Source organism: Bacillus sp. J33, assembly GCF_000518885.1.
Lineage (GTDB): Bacteria > Bacillota > Bacilli > Bacillales > Cytobacillaceae > Cytobacillus.
In genome coordinates, this window is sequence record NZ_JAEL01000015.1 from 40,041 (window position 1) to 58,662 (window position 18,622).

At 41.2% G+C, this 18,622-nt stretch carries 20 protein-coding genes; 17 read left to right on the plus strand and 3 right to left on the minus strand.

Annotated elements, in window-relative coordinates; all coding sequences use genetic code 11:
* Positions 1–376: 376 nt before the first annotated feature.
* Genes L634_RS30715 through L634_RS0106825 form a run of 7 tightly spaced genes read left to right on the plus strand, consistent with a single transcriptional unit; the run spans position 377 to position 7,063 of the window.
* Complete coding sequence (locus L634_RS30715) at positions 377–1,645, plus strand: lactate racemase domain-containing protein (protein WP_034262148.1); 1,269 nt, start codon at positions 377–379, stop codon at positions 1,643–1,645.
* Between the two features lie 14 nt (positions 1,646–1,659).
* A complete protein-coding gene (locus L634_RS0106800) occupies positions 1,660–1,959 on the plus strand; it encodes a UxaA family hydrolase (protein ID WP_026581805.1) in 300 nt (99 codons plus the stop codon).
* On the plus strand, positions 1,959–3,128 hold the full coding sequence (locus tag L634_RS0106805; protein WP_026581806.1) for a UxaA family hydrolase: 1,170 nt from the start codon (positions 1,959–1,961) through the stop codon (positions 3,126–3,128). Before L634_RS0106800 ends, L634_RS0106805 begins: the two co-directional genes overlap by 1 nt.
* Before the next feature lie 50 nt (positions 3,129–3,178).
* Complete coding sequence (locus L634_RS0106810) at positions 3,179–3,964, plus strand: SDR family oxidoreductase (protein ID WP_026581807.1); 786 nt, start codon at positions 3,179–3,181, stop codon at positions 3,962–3,964.
* A gap of 46 nt (positions 3,965–4,010) precedes the next feature.
* A complete protein-coding gene (locus tag L634_RS0106815) occupies positions 4,011–4,784 on the plus strand; it encodes an enoyl-CoA hydratase-related protein (RefSeq protein ID WP_026581808.1) in 774 nt (257 codons plus the stop codon).
* A 48-nt stretch (positions 4,785–4,832) separates the two neighbouring features.
* The gene (locus tag L634_RS0106820; protein WP_034262152.1) at positions 4,833–5,990 is read left to right on the plus strand and encodes an acyl-CoA dehydrogenase family protein; all 1,158 of its coding nucleotides are present in this window, start codon (positions 4,833–4,835) and stop codon (positions 5,988–5,990) included.
* Positions 5,987–7,063 carry an acyl-CoA dehydrogenase family protein gene (locus L634_RS0106825; RefSeq protein WP_026581810.1) on the plus strand — a complete coding sequence of 359 codons (1,077 nt, stop codon included), beginning with the start codon at positions 5,987–5,989 and terminating at the stop codon, positions 7,061–7,063. The genes L634_RS0106820 and L634_RS0106825 overlap by 4 nt, the downstream gene beginning before the upstream one ends.
* A gap of 42 nt (positions 7,064–7,105) precedes the next feature.
* On the opposite strand, the gene L634_RS0106830 is transcribed toward L634_RS0106825, so the two are convergent.
* Positions 7,106–8,026 carry a LysR family transcriptional regulator gene (locus L634_RS0106830; protein ID WP_026581811.1) on the minus strand — a complete coding sequence of 307 codons (921 nt, stop codon included), beginning with the start codon at positions 8,024–8,026 and terminating at the stop codon, positions 7,106–7,108.
* A 233-nt stretch (positions 8,027–8,259) separates the two neighbouring features.
* On the opposite strand from L634_RS0106830, the gene L634_RS32205 reads away from it, so the two are divergent.
* From L634_RS32205 to L634_RS0106860, 6 genes are all read left to right on the plus strand, one after another.
* Entirely contained in the window at positions 8,260–8,727 is a 468-nt protein-coding gene (locus L634_RS32205) for a PaaI family thioesterase (RefSeq protein ID WP_051428269.1), read from the plus strand.
* A 286-nt stretch (positions 8,728–9,013) separates the two neighbouring features.
* Entirely contained in the window at positions 9,014–9,394 is a 381-nt protein-coding gene (gene pcaC, locus L634_RS0106840) for a 4-carboxymuconolactone decarboxylase (protein WP_026581812.1), read from the plus strand.
* 158 nt (positions 9,395–9,552) lie between these two features.
* Positions 9,553–10,224 carry a GntR family transcriptional regulator gene (locus L634_RS0106845; protein WP_026581813.1) on the plus strand — a complete coding sequence of 224 codons (672 nt, stop codon included), beginning with the start codon at positions 9,553–9,555 and terminating at the stop codon, positions 10,222–10,224.
* Positions 10,225–11,067, plus strand: a complete 843-nt coding sequence (locus L634_RS0106850; RefSeq protein WP_026581814.1) for a fumarate hydratase — start codon at positions 10,225–10,227, stop codon at positions 11,065–11,067.
* Between the two features lie 23 nt (positions 11,068–11,090).
* Complete coding sequence (locus L634_RS30725) at positions 11,091–11,672, plus strand: FumA C-terminus/TtdB family hydratase beta subunit (RefSeq protein WP_051428270.1); 582 nt, start codon at positions 11,091–11,093, stop codon at positions 11,670–11,672.
* Complete coding sequence (locus L634_RS0106860; RefSeq protein WP_232233721.1) at positions 11,669–12,742, plus strand: tartrate dehydrogenase; 1,074 nt, start codon at positions 11,669–11,671, stop codon at positions 12,740–12,742. Before L634_RS30725 ends, L634_RS0106860 begins: the two co-directional genes overlap by 4 nt.
* A gap of 165 nt (positions 12,743–12,907) precedes the next feature.
* Here L634_RS0106860 and L634_RS0106865 read toward each other — a convergent pair whose 3' ends face one another.
* Positions 12,908–13,945 carry a DctP family TRAP transporter solute-binding subunit gene (locus L634_RS0106865; protein ID WP_026581816.1) on the minus strand — a complete coding sequence of 346 codons (1,038 nt, stop codon included), beginning with the start codon at positions 13,943–13,945 and terminating at the stop codon, positions 12,908–12,910.
* The gene (locus tag L634_RS30730) at positions 13,866–14,846 is read right to left on the minus strand and encodes an NAD(P)-dependent oxidoreductase (protein WP_051428271.1); all 981 of its coding nucleotides are present in this window, start codon (positions 14,844–14,846) and stop codon (positions 13,866–13,868) included. The genes L634_RS0106865 and L634_RS30730 overlap by 80 nt, the downstream gene beginning before the upstream one ends.
* A 369-nt stretch (positions 14,847–15,215) precedes the next feature.
* Between L634_RS30730 and L634_RS30735 the strand changes: the two genes are divergently transcribed.
* The 4 genes from L634_RS30735 to L634_RS0106895 are packed head-to-tail and all read left to right on the plus strand — an operon-like array spanning position 15,216 to position 18,620.
* Complete coding sequence (locus L634_RS30735; protein ID WP_051428272.1) at positions 15,216–15,770, plus strand: TRAP transporter small permease; 555 nt, start codon at positions 15,216–15,218, stop codon at positions 15,768–15,770.
* On the plus strand, positions 15,767–17,035 hold the full coding sequence (locus L634_RS0106885) for a TRAP transporter large permease (protein WP_026581817.1): 1,269 nt from the start codon (positions 15,767–15,769) through the stop codon (positions 17,033–17,035). Before L634_RS30735 ends, L634_RS0106885 begins: the two co-directional genes overlap by 4 nt.
* Positions 17,036–17,064: 29 nt before the next feature.
* A complete protein-coding gene (locus tag L634_RS0106890) occupies positions 17,065–17,709 on the plus strand; it encodes a GntR family transcriptional regulator (RefSeq protein ID WP_026581818.1) in 645 nt (214 codons plus the stop codon).
* 50 nt (positions 17,710–17,759) lie between these two features.
* Entirely contained in the window at positions 17,760–18,620 is an 861-nt protein-coding gene (locus L634_RS0106895) for an HpcH/HpaI aldolase/citrate lyase family protein (protein ID WP_026581819.1), read from the plus strand.
* The last annotated feature ends 2 nt before the right edge of the window (positions 18,621–18,622 follow it).

Genomic DNA, 18,622 nt, shown 5'->3' on the forward strand with positions numbered 1-18,622 from the left:
CGGTCCTGCTCTCCCCGGCGTATCCGGATCATCTGGGTCTCCCTTTGACACGCTTCTTCTGCAGGACTTTGAATTAGCATCCTCGAATAGACACCGCACAAAGGAAATGCGATTGCTTTTTAAAGGAGCTCACACGCGTTCCAACAAAAACAGAGCCAAAATGAAAAGAGGCTTTAAAATAGCCAAACCCAACACTATTTAATTGAAAATTATGAATATAATTATATTTCATTTTATTAATTTTTTCTATAAAATTTAATAAATTAATAAAGATAATCAATAATTTATTGACTTAATTTTCAGAAATATTTTATACTATTGGTATACAATTGCCTTTTACAATTATGATTTGCAAAAAAAGAAAGGGAGTGGGGAGTTGTTTGAGCTTTACGAAATTGAACAGCAATTTCCAGATGACCGTCTTACTGATATTAAAGGGAAAATACACATCGAGTTAAGTAAATATCTCTCAACAGAAAGTTTGCCTGGGAATGCTGAGATAGCAATTACTGCGGGAAGCAGGGGGATATCCAATATTGTCCAGATCCTGAAAGAAACCGCAGCTTTTCTTAAGGACAGGGGATTCAGGCCATTTCTTGTACCTGCGATGGGCAGCCATGGACGTGCAACAGCGGAAGGCCAGATAGAGGTTCTTAGGCATCTGGGAATCACAGAAGAAACGGTTGGAGCGGAAATCCGTTCTTCCATGGAGGTACAGCTCTTAGGCCACACTCCTAAAGGACAGCCGGTTTACATGGACAAAAACGCGTATGAAGCTGATGGTATCCTGGTTATCAACCGAGTTAAAGCGCATACGGCTTTTAGGGGAAGAGTGGAAAGCGGCTTGAGTAAAATGGTCACCATTGGACTCGGCAAAATAAAAGGCGCTTCTTTTGTCCATAGCGACGGCGCCCTAAAAATGGCAGAAAATATAGAAGCGGTATCATCTTTTGCCTTAAAAAACAGTCCTATTCTGATGGGGCTGGCTATAATCGAAAATGGTTATGATGAAACGGCTGATATAGCAGGTGTAACTGTGGAAAACTGGCATTCCAGGGAAACGGAACTTCTAAATTATTCCAAATCTATGATGCCGAGCCTTCCAGTGAATGAAATGGATTTACTTCTGGTGGAAGAAATGGGTAAATGCTTTAGCGGTACTGGCATGGACCCCAATATCATAGGAAGATGGCGTATTGATGGTGTACAGGAGCCGGAAAATCCAGCTGTCAGAAAGCTGGCTGTCCTGGATCTGGCAGAAAAGTCCTTTGGAAATGCTCAGGGAATTGGGCTGGCTGATTTTACGACACAAAGATTGGTAGACAAAATGGACCGTAAATCTACATATACAAATGCTCTTACGTCAACATATTTAAGACGTGCCATGCTTCCGTTGATATATGACACAGAACAGGAAGCAGTGGAAACAGCCATCTATAGCCTCGGGCCAAAAGTCGCCAAAGAAACAATTAAAATTGTCCAAATCCCAAATACTCTTCATTTAAATCGTTTATTTGCAACATCCCCTGTGATCGAGGAGCTAAAAAAATCAAACCGCAAGTTTACTATAAAAGGATCACATCAGCTAGCATTTGACGAGAACGGAGATATTCAAAGGAAATTGACTGTCCATCAGTACAGTTAACTAGGAGGTTAACAATGGAAAAAACTATTAATCCTCAGAAAGCTGCTCTTGTGATAGATCGCTCAGATAATGTGGCTGTTGCCCTTACTGATCTGAAAACAGGAGAAGAGTGTATTCTGCGCTTTAATGACAGAGAAGAAAAGGTCGTGCTGCTGGAGGACATAGCTTTCGGCCATAAAGTGGCAATCTCTGATATTGAAAAAGATGAAAGCGTTTTAAAATATGGGGAAGAAATTGGAAAAATGATGGTCCCGGTCCAAAGAGGAGCTTATATCCATAACCATAATATGTACTGTGAAAGGGGGCTGAAATAATGGCAGACACATTTATGGGATTCCGGAGAAAAAATGGTTCCGCAGGTGTCCGGAATCAAATAGCCATCATTCCTTCTGTTTTTTGTTCAGCTAAAGTGGCTGAAAGAATAGCTTACCAGGTCCCGGGAAGCGTCTATTTTAGGCATCCGGTAGGATGCAGCCAGGTTGGGGAAGATTTGGAAGTCACAGCCAAAACCTTAATCGCCATTGGAAAAAATCCGAACTTTGCAGGTGTAGTCGTAGTCGGCCTTGGCTGTGAAAGATTCTCTCCATATGAATTGGCGGATGGAATTGCACCCTCAAATAAAATGCTGGAGACCGTAGTCATTCAGTCGGAAGGAGATTCCCTGGCAGCTATCCAAAAAGGAAGCCAGATTGCGAGGGAAATGCAGCAAATTGCTTCAAGGCAGGTTCGAGAAGAAATACCCGTAAGTGAATTAATGATAGGTTTAAATTGCGGAGGTTCGGATATGACCTCCGGTTTAATCGCTAACCCTGCTTTAGGAATCGCTTCCGATAAGCTTGTGTCCCAAGGGGGGTCCTCGATCTTAAGTGAAATTACCGAGTTAATTGGCACGGAGGAGATATTGGCAAGAAGAGCTATTAATGAAGAAGTAGCAACTGAAATAAGGGAAACAATTTTTAGGACAGAAGAGAAACTTAGAAGACAGACTCAAAACTCCAGCAATAAAGAAAGAACACATTTAATTTCTACAGGGAATTACGCAGGCGGCTTATCAAGCGTAGTCGAAAAGTCGCTCGGAAGCATGAAGAAGTCGGGAAATGCTCCTTTTTCAGGTGTTATTCCATATGGACACCAGCCTGATAAAAAAGGCCTGTTTTTGCTTGATTCTCCTGGCCATGACGGAGAAGTATCGACAGGGGAAGTGGCAGCCGGCGCCCAAATAATCGTGTTCCCAACAGGCAGAGGTACGCCAACAGGATTTCCTGGTGTCCCCGTAATAAAAATCACCGGCAACCCAAAGACCTACACAAAAATGAAAGAAAACATCGATATCAATGCAGGACAGGTACTTAATGGAGAAAAGACATTAGAACAAATGGGAAATGAAATTTATCAGGAAATTTTAGAAGTGGCTTCAGGAAAATATGTAAAATCGGAAGTTCTCGGTCATGATGAACAATTCTGCGTGACCCGGCTGCCTTAAAGAGCAAGCAGGTTACTTCATATAATGTGAAAAAGGAAGGCGTGTATAAGATGGAGCTTAATCTAGCAGGAAAAGTAGCTTTAGTAGTGGCATCAAGCCAGGGATTAGGTAAGGCAATCGCAGCAGAATTGGCTAATGAGGGAACTCATGTAATGCTTACCAGCCGGAATGAGGAAAAACTGCGTCAAGTGAAGGAAGAGCTTAATAGCTTAGGTGAAGGCAACGTCTCCTATTTTCCTTGCGATATTACTAAACCGGATGAGATCCAGGCACTGGTGCAAAAAACAAAAGATGAATTAGGGAAGATTGATATTCTTGTAAATAATGCTGGCGGCCCTCCAGGGGGAACCTTCGAGAAATTTAATGATGACAATTGGCAAGAAGCATTTGAATTAAATCTATTAAGCTATGTAAGACTGATTCGGGCTGTTCTTCCGGATTTAAAGGAAGAAGGCGGCCGTATTATTAACATTGCTTCTTCTTCTATTAAAACGCCAATTCCTGGCCTTATTTTATCCAATACTTTCCGATTGGGAGTGGTTGGGCTGGCAAAAAGCCTTGCAGAAGAACTGGCACCATATAACATCCTCGTAAACACTGTCGCCCCAGGCAGAATTGCAACTGACCGCGTTGCGTTCCTTGATCAAATGAAAGCAGATAATCAGGGGAAAACCCGTGAGGAAATAGAGAAAGCCTCTAAAAAGTCGATTCCCTTAGGGCGATATGGCAATCCTGAGGAATTTGCAAAGGTCGTTGCTTTCCTTGCATCTGATGCAAGCTCATTTGTTACCGGAACTTCCCTGTTGGTAGACGGAGGAATGGTAAAAGCAATCTAACCACTGTATATGTTTTACAAACAAGGAATCAAGGAAGTGAAGTATATTGAGCGTTATTTTTCGGGAAAATGGCAAGACGGCAATCTTACAGCTTTATAGGGAAAATGGCTATAACGCACTTGATTATGAAACGTTCTTGCAGCTGTATGATTCGCTGATCAAGATTAAGGATTCTAACTTCTATAAAACAGTTATTATTACAGGTTCCGGATCCAAAGCCTTTACAGCTGGTGCAGATTTAAAAGAGAGGGTTAGCATGGATTCACAGGAAGTTCAGGATTACCTGGAAAAAGCAAGGCAAACTTACTTGGAAATTGAAGCCCTTCCCCAGCCTGTCATTGCAGCTGTTAATGGTTTATGCATAGGCGGGGGACTCGAAATGTCCCTCGCCTGTGATGTAAGAATATCAGCTTCACATAGTTTATTTAGCCTGCCTGAGGTAAAGATAGGAATCATTCCCGGCGTTGGCGGAACACAAAGGCTACTAAGAGCTGTTGGTGATTTATATGCAAAGGAGCTAATCCTCACCGGCAAAAAGATCACTGCAGAAAGGGCTTTAAGCATTGGCTTGATCAATGAGACTGTTGGAGAAAAGCCAGTTTTGGAAAGGGCCCTGGAAATAGCGGAGGAAATTAATCAGAATGCACCTTTGTCTGTACGGGAATCGAAAGCGGCAATCAATTTCGGCCGGTCAGTGACATTGGAAGAGGGACTTCAATTTGAAGCTGAAGCATATGATAGATTGCTGAAAACTGAAGACCGCAATGAAGCACTTTCAGCATTTAAGGAAAAACGGAAACCTGTGTTTAGAGGCAGGTAAAGGAAGCGAAATCCAGTAGATATTTTGACTCTTTAGAATATTGGAGGAATGATTTTGAAGGAATTAACTCTGCCCAGTATCGATTTACCGGAAGAAACTGAATATATGCGTAAGGAAATAAGAGAGTTTTTATATAAGGAAAGAATCCAGGGAAGCTATGAGTCAAAGTGTGACACTTGGCTGGGAGGCTACTCAGCAGAATTCAGCCGTAAAATCGGTAAACAAGGCTGGCTGGGCATGACTTGGCCCAGAAAATACGGAGGCCATGAACGATCAGCATTAGAACGCTTTGTGGTAACTGAAGAGCTTCTTGCTGCAGGTGCGCCAGTTGCAGCACATTGGTTTGGGGACCGGCAAACCGGACCTTTATTGCTCCGTTACGGAACGGAAGAGCAAAAACAGCGGTTTCTGCCATTGCTTGCAAAAGGTGAAATCTTTTTTGCCATTGGCTTAAGTGAGCCTAATTCCGGATCAGACCTTGCTTCCGTTTCCAGCAGGGCCAAGAAGTCCGGCAATAAATGGATTATTAATGGAAGCAAAATATGGACCAGTGGAGCCCACCATGCACATTATATGATTACATTAGTCCGCACTGCCCCTTTAGGAGATAAAAAACATGAGGGGCTAAGCCAAATTCTGCTGGATCTTTCTGCACCAGGGATAACGATCCGGCCGATCCACTTAATGACAGGGGAGCATCATTTTAACGAAGTCATAATGGAAGACGTTGAGGTTTCGGAGGATATGATAATCGGGAAAGAAGGGGAAGGCTGGAAGCAAAGCCTGGCAGAGCTTGCATATGAGCGCAGCGGACCTGAACGGTTTTTGAGTACCTACCCGCTGCTGGAAGAGTTAGTGAGAAGGCTTTCAGATTCTGACAGCGATTATGCCAAAATTGCCGTTGGACGTCTTGTTGCAAGGTTATGGACACTCCGCAAAATGTCTTTGGGTGTAGCCGGTTTGCTTGAACAGGGAAAATCACCGGAAATCGCAGCAGCCCTTGTAAAGGACCTGGGAACAGAATATGAAAACGAAATTATTAAAGTAGCAAGGCTGCTGATTCCAAGCAATCCTTCCGTAACGGCAGAATCAAGATTTGATGCCTTATTGGCACAGGCCATTCTTCATGCCCCAGGATTTACTCTGCGGGGAGGAACGACAGAAATACTGCGTGGGATTATTGCAAGGGGGTTGGGGGTTCGATGAGTGAAATACGGTCTATACTGGAGGATACGGTTAGCAAGGTATTAAAAGATCTTTGCACAAAGGAGTTAGTTACAGATGCAGAAAAAGGCGATTTCCCGGCAAAACTGTGGAAGACACTTGAAGAGCTGGGCGTAAATGCAGTAGGAATAAATGAAGAGAAGGGTGGGGCCGGAGGTGATTTAGGCGACTTTATGGCACTGGTCAAAATCGTGGGATACTATGCTGCCCCTGTGCCATTAGCTGAAAATATTCTCTCTAATATCGCGCTGGAAAAAAGCGGATTGCCAATAAAAGATCAAATTAGTACGTTTTCTTTTGAAAATGATATTGATTTTGACCGGACTAAATCTGGCTGGGTACTATCTGGCACAGCCAAATATGTTCCATGGGCCAGAAATGCCAAAACCATTACAGTCTTAGGCAAAACCTTTGAGAATAAGAGAATGATTGCGAATGTATCATTAGACATTTGTGAAGTCCGCCACCATGAGAACCTGGCAGGTGATCCTCGGGATGAAGTACTTCTTAACCAAATCCGTCTAAATGATCATGAGGTCATGGAAATAGATAAAGGAGCGGTAAGTGAATTTATTGATTTGGCAATCTTAACAAGGGTAATGCTGATGGCCGGTGCCTTGGAAAGAACTTTGGAGCTGTCGGTTGCTTATACAAAAGAAAGAACTCAATTCGGAAGGCCCATTGGCAAATTCCAGGCTGTTCAGCAAAAGCTTGCTGTTTTAGCTGGTGAAACAGCAGCATCTTTAGCTGTTGCCGATTTTATCATCTCAAATATTGATTCAAAGGTTAGCAAGGATGAAACTGGCATGGCAAAAATCCAGCTTGGTGATGCAGCAGACGCCGGCTCCCGGATTGCCCATCAGGTACATGGCGCAATGGGTTTTACAGACGAACATCCTTTGCACCAATTCACCAGACGATTGTGGTCCTGGCGCGATGAATTTGGTTCCGAGAGTATGCTGGCCAGGCAGCTTGGTGAAAGGGTTCTTCAACATTCACAAGATTTATGGGGATTCATTACAAAAACTCCTGGAATTAAAGTGAAAAATAGTTAAAAACCAGCCGGGTCCCTGCTACAACAGGGACCCGGCTGGTTTTTAACTGTGTCCTTCCAAGGAATAAGGCTTGGTATTATGAATGAATTTAACGAAATTTTCAATAGCTCCTGTCATGATTAAATCTTTTTGGTATATTAAATTTGAGTACCGCATGATTTGGGGAAAGTCTTCAACTTTAACCATTTTAATGGTTCCGTTTTCAAGCTCATTTTGGACCGAAATTTGCGGCAAAATGGAAATGCCCATGTTGATTTCAATCATTTTCTTGACTGCATTGATATCATTCAATTCCATTCCTGTTTTAAGGATGTAGCCCATATTGGTAAATATACTTTCAATTTGCGGCCAGAAGCTTGATTTTTTTCCGTAGACGATAAATAGTTCTTGAATAATATCTTCAATTGATACACTAGTAGCCTCTGCAAATCGATGATGCGGTGAAACAACAAAAACAGAAGGATCCTGTCCAATGAGTTCACTATGAAGGAGGTCGTCGCTGAAGTCAGGCGTGCTCGTTCTTGCGATCGCAAAGTGTACTTCACGGTTATAAACCATTTCTATCATTTTGGGTGTGAATTCGGTATGAAGAATAATATCTACTGACGGATACAAGTGACTAAAATTCTCTAATATTTTAGGCAACACCCAATAGCAAAACGAATGCGAAGTAACCAAAGACAATGAACCTGTTTGGCCATGTTTATAATTGGCCAGTGATGCTTCGGCCTCTTTGACAAGGGAAAGAATCTGAGTGGAATACTGATAGAGAATTTTACCTGCATCCGTTAAGTTGCCCATCGCTTTATTCTTTCTGTTAAACAGCTGAAGCCCTAAATCTTCCTCTAAACTTTTTATGTGAGCGCTTACAGTAGGCTGTGAAATAAAAAGCTCTTTCGCTGCATTTGAAAAGTTTTTATGTTTATAGATCGTATTAAAAACCTCTAATTGTTTTATATCCATCTAAATGTCACCCTTATATACAGTTTATAGTTTTTACCTATAATAATTTTTATTGTATCATAAATATTAATAATTTAATAGTACAAAAGCTTATTTTGTTTTATTATATAAAACATTTTATGAATTATTAAAAAGATTCAGAAAAGTATAGACGTTTTTTATTGGATCCAGTATCCTAATATTAGGTGGTTAAATAATCAAGGAATAAGAGAGGAGGACTGCCAATTAACACCATGACAGCTGCCAGTGATATCTTAAAAGAAATGGAGAATCTTTCAAGCGAGGAATTAGATCAAGTTTCACATGTAATCAAGGCGCTTAAAGGATCAAAAAAGGAGCTTCATTATACAGGCAGGCTCTTAGGCATCGGCTTTGAAGAAAATGGAGAAATGAGCATGAAATTGGGTATGCAGAACGCTAATACATATGATGTTGCCCAAGGAGGGGCTCTCTACACATTGGCAGATGTGGCAATAGGTTTCCACATAATGACCAAGATACCAAAGGATTCTCAAGTCTACACCTTGGAATTGAAAATGAATTATATCAAACCTGGCAAAGGGGAAAAGTTGTATGCAAAACCTGTAATCGTTCATTTAGGAAAAAGCACAGTTGTTTCCGAGTGCAGAATAATAGATGAAATGGGGCAGGCGGTGGCAATCGCGTTAGGTACATTCTTTTTAAAACATAGGGTGTGTTAATGCTCAATGTTGATTCTAGCATTAGGCTGATTGGAGCGGGGGGCACAAGCTCCTCGAAAATGCTATCGCATTTTCTTCGTGCGGTGTTTATTCAAGGGAGCTTATTCAAAGTCCTGCGGGAAAAGCGTGTCGTCGGGAGACCCCGCAGGCGCGAATGCGTCGAGGAGCGTTGGACCGCCCGCTGTTCGCTGAGTGCCCGGAGCGGAAAACAACGAACAACATAAATAGCTGAAAAGCAACAATTTATGGGAAAAGAGCCAAAACATTAAATAAAGGAGGATATAAAATGAGTGTGAAATTTGATGAAGGATTGCAAGTGAGGCGTGATGTTTTAGGGGCTGAATATGTTGATAACTCAATTAAAAATGCTACCAGTTTTACAAAGCCTCTTCAGGAATTAGTGACGGAGTATTGCTGGGGAGAAATTTGGACTAGAGAAGGTTTGCCTAAGAAGACGAGAAGCATGATCAACTTAGCAATGCTGACTGCGTTAAATCGCCCCCATGAATTAAAGCTTCACTTACGCGGTGCCATCAATAATGGTGTAACAAAAGAAGAGATTCAAGAGATATTTTTACAGACTGCCATTTATTGCGGAGTACCGGCTTCATTGGATAGCTTTAAGACTGCCCAGGAAATTTTCAAGGAAATGGGAATAGAAGAGTAATTACATTAGCCTTACTTCCAGTTATGAAACACCATTCTGCAAAGGTAAAGAAGAATGGTGTTTCCTTAATTTAATTTTTAGATAATTAATACTATTATAAAACTTATCCTGTCGACAGCCGACAAGTTATCTTTCCTTTAAATGAAAGGGGGGCAAATGTGAGTCAGAAACCTCTTGAGAAGGCACCTCCATTTTACCTGCAAATTCAACAGACAATAAAAGAGCGAATTTGGCACGGAGAATATAAACCAGGAGACCGGTTATACGAAACCCAGCTTGCCAAGCAATTCTCCATCAGCCGAAGCCCCGTGCGGGAAGCGATCCGTACTTTAATTAATGAGGGCCTATTGATCATGGATGAAAAGGCGCAGATAACTGTATATAAGCCTACGCTGAAAGATGTAAAAGATATATATGGCTGCAGGATTTCGCTTGAATCCGCTGCTGTGTCTTTGGCAGCAGAGCGTGCAACCGAGTCGCAAATAGCAGAACTGGAAAGAATTTTAGCTGGAACAGAAACTGCTATCAAACAAAATGATAAGGAAGAAACCGTAATGTGGAACACAAAGTTTCATGAGCAAATCATTTTAATAAGCGACAATATAAGGTTAAAAAAACTGGTGGATGAACTTCATTCTCTAACTTATTATTATAGGCTTTTGAATATTGAGGGCAACGAACGCGGACAAACCATTTTAAATGGGCACAAAGAAATTGTTAATGCTATTCGAGAAAGAGATCCTGAAAAAGCTGCACAAAGCTTAATGGAACATACGCAAGAGGATTTAAAAAACCTGATTAAGCTTATTGAGGGAAAAGGGGAGAATTAAATGAGGATTGTAGATGCTGAGGTTTTAACTGAAAGCGTTGCCAAGCTTTGCTGGGAAGCCTGCTACTATTTGCCGGAGGATGTTTTGGCAGGGTTCAGGCGTGCCGAAAAAACAGAAGCTTCTCCGATCGGCAAATCCATTCTTCAGCAGCTCCTGGAAAATGCTGATGAAGCCAAAACCAATCACATGCCTTATTGCCATGATACGGGGATGGCAGTTGTTTTTGTAGAGATAGGCCAAGATGTGCATATAACAGGCGGCAATTACCTTGACAGCATTCAAGATGGAGTAAGGACTGGATACAGAGAGGGCTATTTGCGCAAATCGGTTGTAGGTGATCCTTTGCTGCGCGTAAACACAGGCGATAATACACCAGCAGTCGTACATACGGACATTGTGCCTGGTGATCAAATTAAAATTACTGTCCTGCCAAAGGGCGGCGGAAGTGAGAATATGAGCGCCATGAAATTTCTGCTCCCAGGAGAAGGTGTTGAAGGTGTAAAGAAATTTGTCCTTCAAACTATCAAAGAAGCTGGAGGAAAGGCATGTCCGCCCGTTGTGGTAGGAGTAGGGATTGGAGGCAGTTTTGATAAAGTGACTTCTCTTGCGAAACATGCTGTATTAAGAGAAATCGGTGTTCATCATCCTGACCCTCACATTGCAGAGCTGGAACAGGAATTGCTTGAAGCCATTAATGATACAGGGATTGGACCACAGGGACTTGGCGGAACCAGCACAGCCCTATGGGTGCCTATTGAAACCTACGCATGCCATATTACGGCTTTGCCTGTTGCAGTCAATATTCAGTGCCATGCTGCAAGAAAGAAAACAATTGTTATATAAACAAAAAGTTAGGAGGGATCAGTTTGCCGGAATACAGGCTGCAAACACCTATTACCAAGGAAGACATTAAAAAATTGAAAATCGGCGATACGATTCTGCTCTCAGGAACCATTTACATGGCTAGAGATGCTGCACATAAAAGAATGATAGAGCTGCTTGAAAATAATCAGTCTTTGCCAGTGGATCTAAAAGGAGAAGTCATCTTTTATGCAGGTCCATGTCCTCCAAAACCTGGTCAGGTAATAGGTCCGGTGGCACCGACTACTGCATTTAGAATGGACCCATATGCACCCGCAATGTACGAATATGGCGTTGTCGGAACGATTGGCAAAGGGCCAAGAAGAGATTTAGTCAAGGATGCCTGCAAAAAATACGGTGCTGTTTCTTTTGCAGCGATTGGTGGCTTATCAACCATTTTAAGCAGGAGAGTGAAAGCTGTCCAGGTAGTTGCATATGAAGACCTTGGGCCGGAAGCAATAAGAAGATTAGAAGTTCAGGATTTTCCTTTGCTTGTTGCTTATGATTCAAACGGGGACGATTTATACCAGCAGGAGATTGCAAAATATGAAAACTATAATCAAAAAACAAATAAAGGAGCTGTATGATTTTGAAAAAATATGAAATCGCCGTAATACCCGGAGACGGGATCGGAAAAGAAGTAGTACCAGTTTCATTAAAGGTATTAGAAACGGTTGCAGAAGTACATGGAGGGTTAAAATTTGAATTTCAATCCTTTCCATGGAGCAGCGAATATTATATTGAACACGGGAAGATGATGCCTGAAGATGGCCTGCAAACCTTAAAAAACTTTGAGTCTATTTTTCTTGGCGCCATAGGTAATCCAGCTTTAGTGCCGGACCACATTTCCTTATGGGGCCTGTTAATTAAAATCAGAAGGGAATTTGAACAATCTATTAATATTCGGCCTGCAAAATATTTTAAAGGGTTAAAGTCGCCTCTGGTCAACCCTAATGATTTTGATTTAATTGTAGTCCGGGAAAACAGTGAAGGAGAGTATAGTGAGGTAGGAGGGAGAATTCACAAAGGTGAGGATGAACTGGCCATCCAGAATGCTGTTTTTACAAAAAAAGGAACAGAAAGAGCAATGCGCTATGCCTTCGAACTCGCGAAGAAAAGGAGAGCCCATGTGACATCAGCTACCAAGTCTAATGGCATTTTCCATTCCATGCCATTCTGGGATGAAGTATTCAATGAAGTCAAGAAAGAGTATCAGGATGTTAAGACCGCTTCATATCATATTGATGCACTAGCTGCATTTTTTGTAACTCGTCCTCAAATATTCGATGTCATTGTAGCGAGCAATCTCTTTGGAGACATATTAACCGATATTGGAGGCGCAATCATGGGTAGCATTGGAATTGCTCCAGCAGCCAATATCAATCTTAACGGAAAGTATCCATCCATGTTTGAGCCGGTTCATGGGTCCGCTCCTGATATCGTAGGGAAAGGGATTGCCAATCCAATCGGACAAATTTGGACTGCCAAAATGTTGCTGGATCACTTTGGTGAAGAAGAATTGGGCAAAAAGCTTCTTGATGTAATCGAGGATGTCACAAATGATGGGATAAAAACTCCTGATATTGGAGGAACATCTTCAACAGAAGAGGTTGGAGATGAGATTTGCAGAAGGCTTAAAAAGGCGGTTTCTGTTTAACTCATAATATAATTAAATGAATTCCAGATTTTAATCTGGGATTCGTTTAATTTAGAAGACAGCAGGGATGTCTGATAGACAGATGCAAGATTTATAATGTTTACCAGCTTCAAAAAAAACAACCGCGGCCCATTGGGCTGCGGTTGTTTTTTTGGCTTTTACTTATTATTTGCTTTCTGCATCTTCAATAATATCTTTTCCGATCACTTCTGTATATTCATCGTAAACAGGTGCAAGAGCTTCTTTGAATGCTTCAATTTCTTCTTCAGTTAATTCATGAATTTCTACCTGGCCATTTTCCTTGAGCTTAGCTAAAGCATCATCGTTAAGTTGTTTGGCAGATTCTCTGGCCAGTTTTGTTCCTTCATCTACACCTTTTTGTACAATTGCTTTTGTTTCTTCGTTCAGGCTATCCCAGAACTTAGTGTTTGTCAGCAACGCATAGTCTACACGAGTATGGCCCATAACTGTCATGTACTTTTGAACCTCATCAAATTTCTTGGACTCAATGTTGCTGAAGGTATTTTCCTGTCCATCAACAGTTCCTTGCTGAAGCGCAGTATATAATTCACCAAAAGGAATGGAAGCAGATCCAGCGCCTAGCTCATCATAAAGCGCTTCCAGTAATTGGCCGCCCTGTGTGCGGATTTTCATGCCTTTAAGATCTTCCGGTTTCGTGATTTGCTTTTTATCATTAGTCATATGTTTTGCCCCGTTAGGCCACATTGATAAACCAAGTACACCGTCTTTTTCTAAGCGCTTAAATATTTCTTGCCCTTTTTCGCCATCCCAGAAGGCATTAGCTGCTTCATCAGTTTCAAAAAGGAATGGCATGGCAGGGATATTAAAACCAGGGTCGTTACCTACAAGCTTAGACATATCAGGCAAAATGAATTGAACATTATCAGCAACCAGGTTCTGATATTCATCTTTATCGCCAAATAAAGAGCTGTTAGGGTAAACTTGGACTTTTATCTTGCCGTCTGATTCTTTCTCAATGACTTCTTTCATTTTAAGGGCACCTTGGTGCTTTGGTGTATTTTCAGCAACAACATGAGAAATTTTAATTGTTATCTCCTGAACTCCATCGCTTTCTGCCCCGCCGCCTGAACCTTCTGTTTTCTCAGAATTGCCGCACGCCGCCAGGGCAAACATCATTACCAGAGCCAGAGCCGCCAGGAACATTTTCTTCATTTTCTTCATCTAAAATCCCCCTTTTTAATAAATAGGCAGAGACAAATTTATTTATCTCTGTATGGTCAGCTTCTTTGTCTAATGCAATGCTTGCTTCACTGAATTTTTGATATACAATTTGAGGCAAAGAAGTGGCAGCATCTGTATCCTTAAAAAGCTGATTAGCAATACCTATGTCTTTTTTGATCAGTTCAAGAGAAAATCCTGAATTGTAAGTTTCTGTCAAAATGAAATTTGGAAACTTGTATTCTGTAGAGCCGCTCCTGCCGGTACTTTGATTAATGACATTGATTGCCTTTTCAGGTTCCACACCAAAGTTCTCCAACAATTGCACAGCCTCACAAGATGCTAAAAGATGGGTAGCTGATAAGTAATTATTAATTGCTTTTATTAAGTGGCCGCTTCCGGATGGGCCGACTAATGAAATATTGCTGCCCATGGCCCCTAGCAAACGCTTACATTTATCGAAATGTTCAGCTAATCCGCCAGCCATAATCGTCAATGTCCCATCAGCTGCTTTTTTGACTCCGCCGCTTACAGGAGCATCAACAAATCCTATATTATAGGGCTCCAGTCTTTTACTGTTTTCTTTCGTTTCAGCCGGATAAGAACTGCTCATATCGATAATCATGAGCAAATTCTGATCTTTCCGAGTGCCGGAAGATATTGCATCAATGATGTCATCTAATACTTTGTTAACGATGGCAGAGGAAGGGAGCATCAACACAATATACTGCACTTTATGAATCCAGTCCTTCATGCTGCCGGTATTTCCGCCAAATGCCTGGAGTTCTTCTAATGCATTTTTATTTACATCTGCTCCAAAAACATGGTATCCGTTTTTAAGGAGATTCTTTGCCATTGGCAGACCCATTTTTCCCAGTCCGATAAAGCCAATATTTTCATTCATAAAGAAGCATCTCCTCCATGCACCTTATGTAAAGAGCCAACCTGATTTTTTCTTTGGACAACAGCAACATTTACGTGATTCGCTTCAGTTCCCTTTAAACATTTTATGAAGGTTTTCTTGATTAATGCTAAAGTCCTGTTTTTAAAGACCACCTTTCGACCTCCTTTTTGGATTTTGGATACAAAACAAGATTGGACCAGGTGCTAATACAGGCTGATGAAAATAGTATAACAAAACAATTGAATATTGTGAATACACAAAAAATAATAAAAAAATAAAATTTTCTGTTTATTTTTATTTTCATTTCTTGTATATTGAAAAAGAAACCAAGCACGGATTGGATACAATCCAAAAAGAGGAGTTGATTGTATGAAGCTCTTTAAATGGCTTGATCGCATCGAAGAGGGAGCAGCTGGATTGCTATTTATAGGAGGAGTACTTGTCAGTTTATATGGTGTATTTACTAGATATGTTCTAAATGCACCGCAGGCATGGGTAACAGAGATTTTTGAATTTCTTCTCGTTTGGGCCATATTTATCGGCTTTGGAATGGCTTTAAAGGACAACCGCCATATTCAAGTAGAGTTATTGTTTGATTTGCTGCCGAAAGGAGTAAAAAGAATCGTTGCCGGTATAAGCAATATTATAGGAGCTGGCTTCTCCTTTTATTTGGCTTTTTCTTCCCTTGAATTGATAACGCTTTCAAAACAGCAGGGCATCACTACTATCGATGTAGGGATACCGCTTTGGATTACCTACCTCGTCTTGCCGGCAGGAATGAGTTTGCTAGGGATTTACTTTATTGTCAAATCATACAGGGCATTTACAGGAGATAAACGTGAAATTACAGGAGAACTCGAACATCTATATGAAGAAATGAAGGAATTGAACACAGAAGCTGAGCAGAAGGGAGTAGGAGCATGAGCCCGGTATTAGTTTTATTTTTGGTCTTTGCCATATTGTGTCTCATTAGGGTCCCGATTGCAGTAAGCTTGGGGCTATCCAGTATCGTGGCTTTATCAATGATCGATTTTACTCTTTATACAGTTATCCAAAAAATGTTTAACTCTTTAAATTCCGCTACTTTAATGGCTATTCCGGGATTTGTATTTGCCGGAATCATCATGTCAAAAGGCGGCATTTCATATCATCTGATTGAGGCTTTAAAATCATGGGTTGGCCATATTCGCGGTGGACTTGCGGTTGTTACGATCCTTGCTTGTATGATCTTTGCCGCCATCTCAGGTTCAAGCCCGGCTACAGCAGCAGCCATTGGGAGCATTATGATTCCTGGAATGGTTAAAGCTGGTTATAGCAAGCGATATGCGATGGGGTTAGTCGCAGCAGCAGGGACGCTTGGAATTCTTATTCCGCCGTCGATCCCATTAATTATCTACGCATCTGTCGCAGAAGAGTCTGTAGGAAAACTATTTGCTGCAGGAATTATCCCCGGTTTATTGCTCGGCGGTATTTTACTTGTATCTGCAATCGTTAATGCAAGGATTAATAACTATGGTAAATTGCCTAAAGAGCCAATGAATGTCCGCTGGAAAAAAACTTATAAAGCCATTTGGGGTTTTCTTCTTCCGGTTATAATTCTTGGAGGAATATACTCTGGAATTGTAACACCGACTGAAGCAGCGTTTGTCTCATGTTTCTATGGAATTATTGTTTCAGTATTTATTTATAAAGAAATGACGTTCCCTAAATTTAGGGAGGTACTTAAGGAATCCATTAATATTACGTCCATGATATTCCTGGTTATTGCTTCAGCAATGATATTCGGAATGTTCTTGACGACAGAGCAAGTTCCGCAGAGTTTTGCTGCATGGATTGAAGAAAGCACAACTAATAAGTGGATATTTATGATTGGTGTCAATCTGATGTTCTTCGTACTGGGCATGTTCCTGGAAGCGGTAGCAATCATCTTAATTACACTGCCAATCTTGCTTCCGGTTCTGGTGATGTTTGATATAAACATCATACATTTTGCGATCATCATGACCATTAATATGGAACTGGCTATGATCACACCTCCAGTCGGATTAAATCTATTCGTTGTCAGCGGCATAACAAGAGAGAAGGTAGGGGAAGTGGTAAGAGGGGTTCTGCCTTTCTTTGCTCTAATGGTAATAGCGCTTGTACTAATTGTTATCTTCCCGCAGATTTCCCTGCTATTGGCCAAATAATTTTCGGAAGTTTGCTAAGGAGTTTTTAAATGAACCAAGTCAAAGAGTTTCATACATTACAAGAAAAAGTGACAGATATGATCAGGGAATCTATATTTACCCAGGTTTATAAACCAGGGGAAAGGTTGATTCAAGATGAATTAGCTTCAAGATTCGGAGTGAGCAGGATGCCAGTAAGGGAGGCGCTTCGCTGTCTGGAGAGAGAAGGGCTGGTGGCATTTCTTCCCCATAAAGGAGCCCAGGTTATTGGCTTTAGAAGGGAAGATATCGAAGAATTATATTATCTGAGGGCACTTCTGGAAGGCATCACAGTCCAAAAATCAATGAACTTTCTTACTAAAAAGGATAAGGCAGAACTAAGCGCATTGGTTGAAAAAATGGATCAGGATATTGAAAACAATGACATGGATTCCTTTATCATCCATAATCATCAATTCCACATACTGCTCCAAAAGGGATGCAATTGGAAAAAAATAAAATTGCTGACGAAGGAGTTTATTGAGGGCTATCCGGCTCATGTTCCAAGCCTGATTCCAAAGACAATGTTTGTTTCAAATGAAGAGCATAAACAAATGTTAAGAGCACTTGAATTGAAGGATCCCATTATGCTAAGGCAGCTGGTTGAAAATCACATTATGAGGGCAGGGAATGCGCTTACTCAAGTAATTGAGTAAGCAATTTCTGCATTATTATCGGATCCAATATCCATAAAGGAGGAGTTACGATGGCACCAAAACGATCCTACTTATTTGTTCCGGCCATTTCTGAAAAAATGATGGGAAAAGCAATATCCAGTGAAGCAGACAGCGTTATTTTCGATTTGGAAGATGCTGTAGCCATTAATGAAAAAGAGATTGCCAGGGAAAGAGCAAAAAACTACCTATTAAATTATCCTGCTGAAAAAGATGTATATATCAGAATTAATGATTTTACTACAGTGTATTGGAGAAAGGATATTGAATGTGCCGTTGATTCAGGGGCGCAGGGGATCATTGTACCGAAAGCGGAAAGCGGCAGCAATATGAAAGTTATTTGCCATACAGTACTTGAGCTGCTTGAAAGAGCGGGCAGAATGGAGGATCGCTTTGAAGTGCTGCCCCTTATCGAAACAGCTTCTGGCGTTCACTTTGCCTATGAAATTGCAAATTCCCATTCCTTGGTTCCGAGGCTTGTATTTGGCTCCATTGACTATTCGCTAGATATAGATTGCGAGCTTACCGATGGCGGAGAGGAGCTTTATTATGCGAGGTCTCAAATTGTTAATGCATCAAGGGCTGCTGGAATCGGCAGCCCAGTGGATGCAGTATATCCCGATCTTTCCAATAAGGAAGGGTTATACAGAGAGGCTGTCCGGGCTAGAATTTCCGGATTTAAATCCAAGCTGTCCATCCATCCAAAACAGCTAAATGTCATCCATAAGGTTTTTACTCCAGATGAAAAAATACTGGAAGAAGCCAGGGAAATTGTAGAAGCATTTGAGGAGGCTGAACAAAATGGGAGTGCATCCATTTCGGTAAGAAATAAATTAGTGGATTATCCTGTTTATAAAAAAGCAAAAGGGCTTTTACAGTACTCAGGTTTATAAAA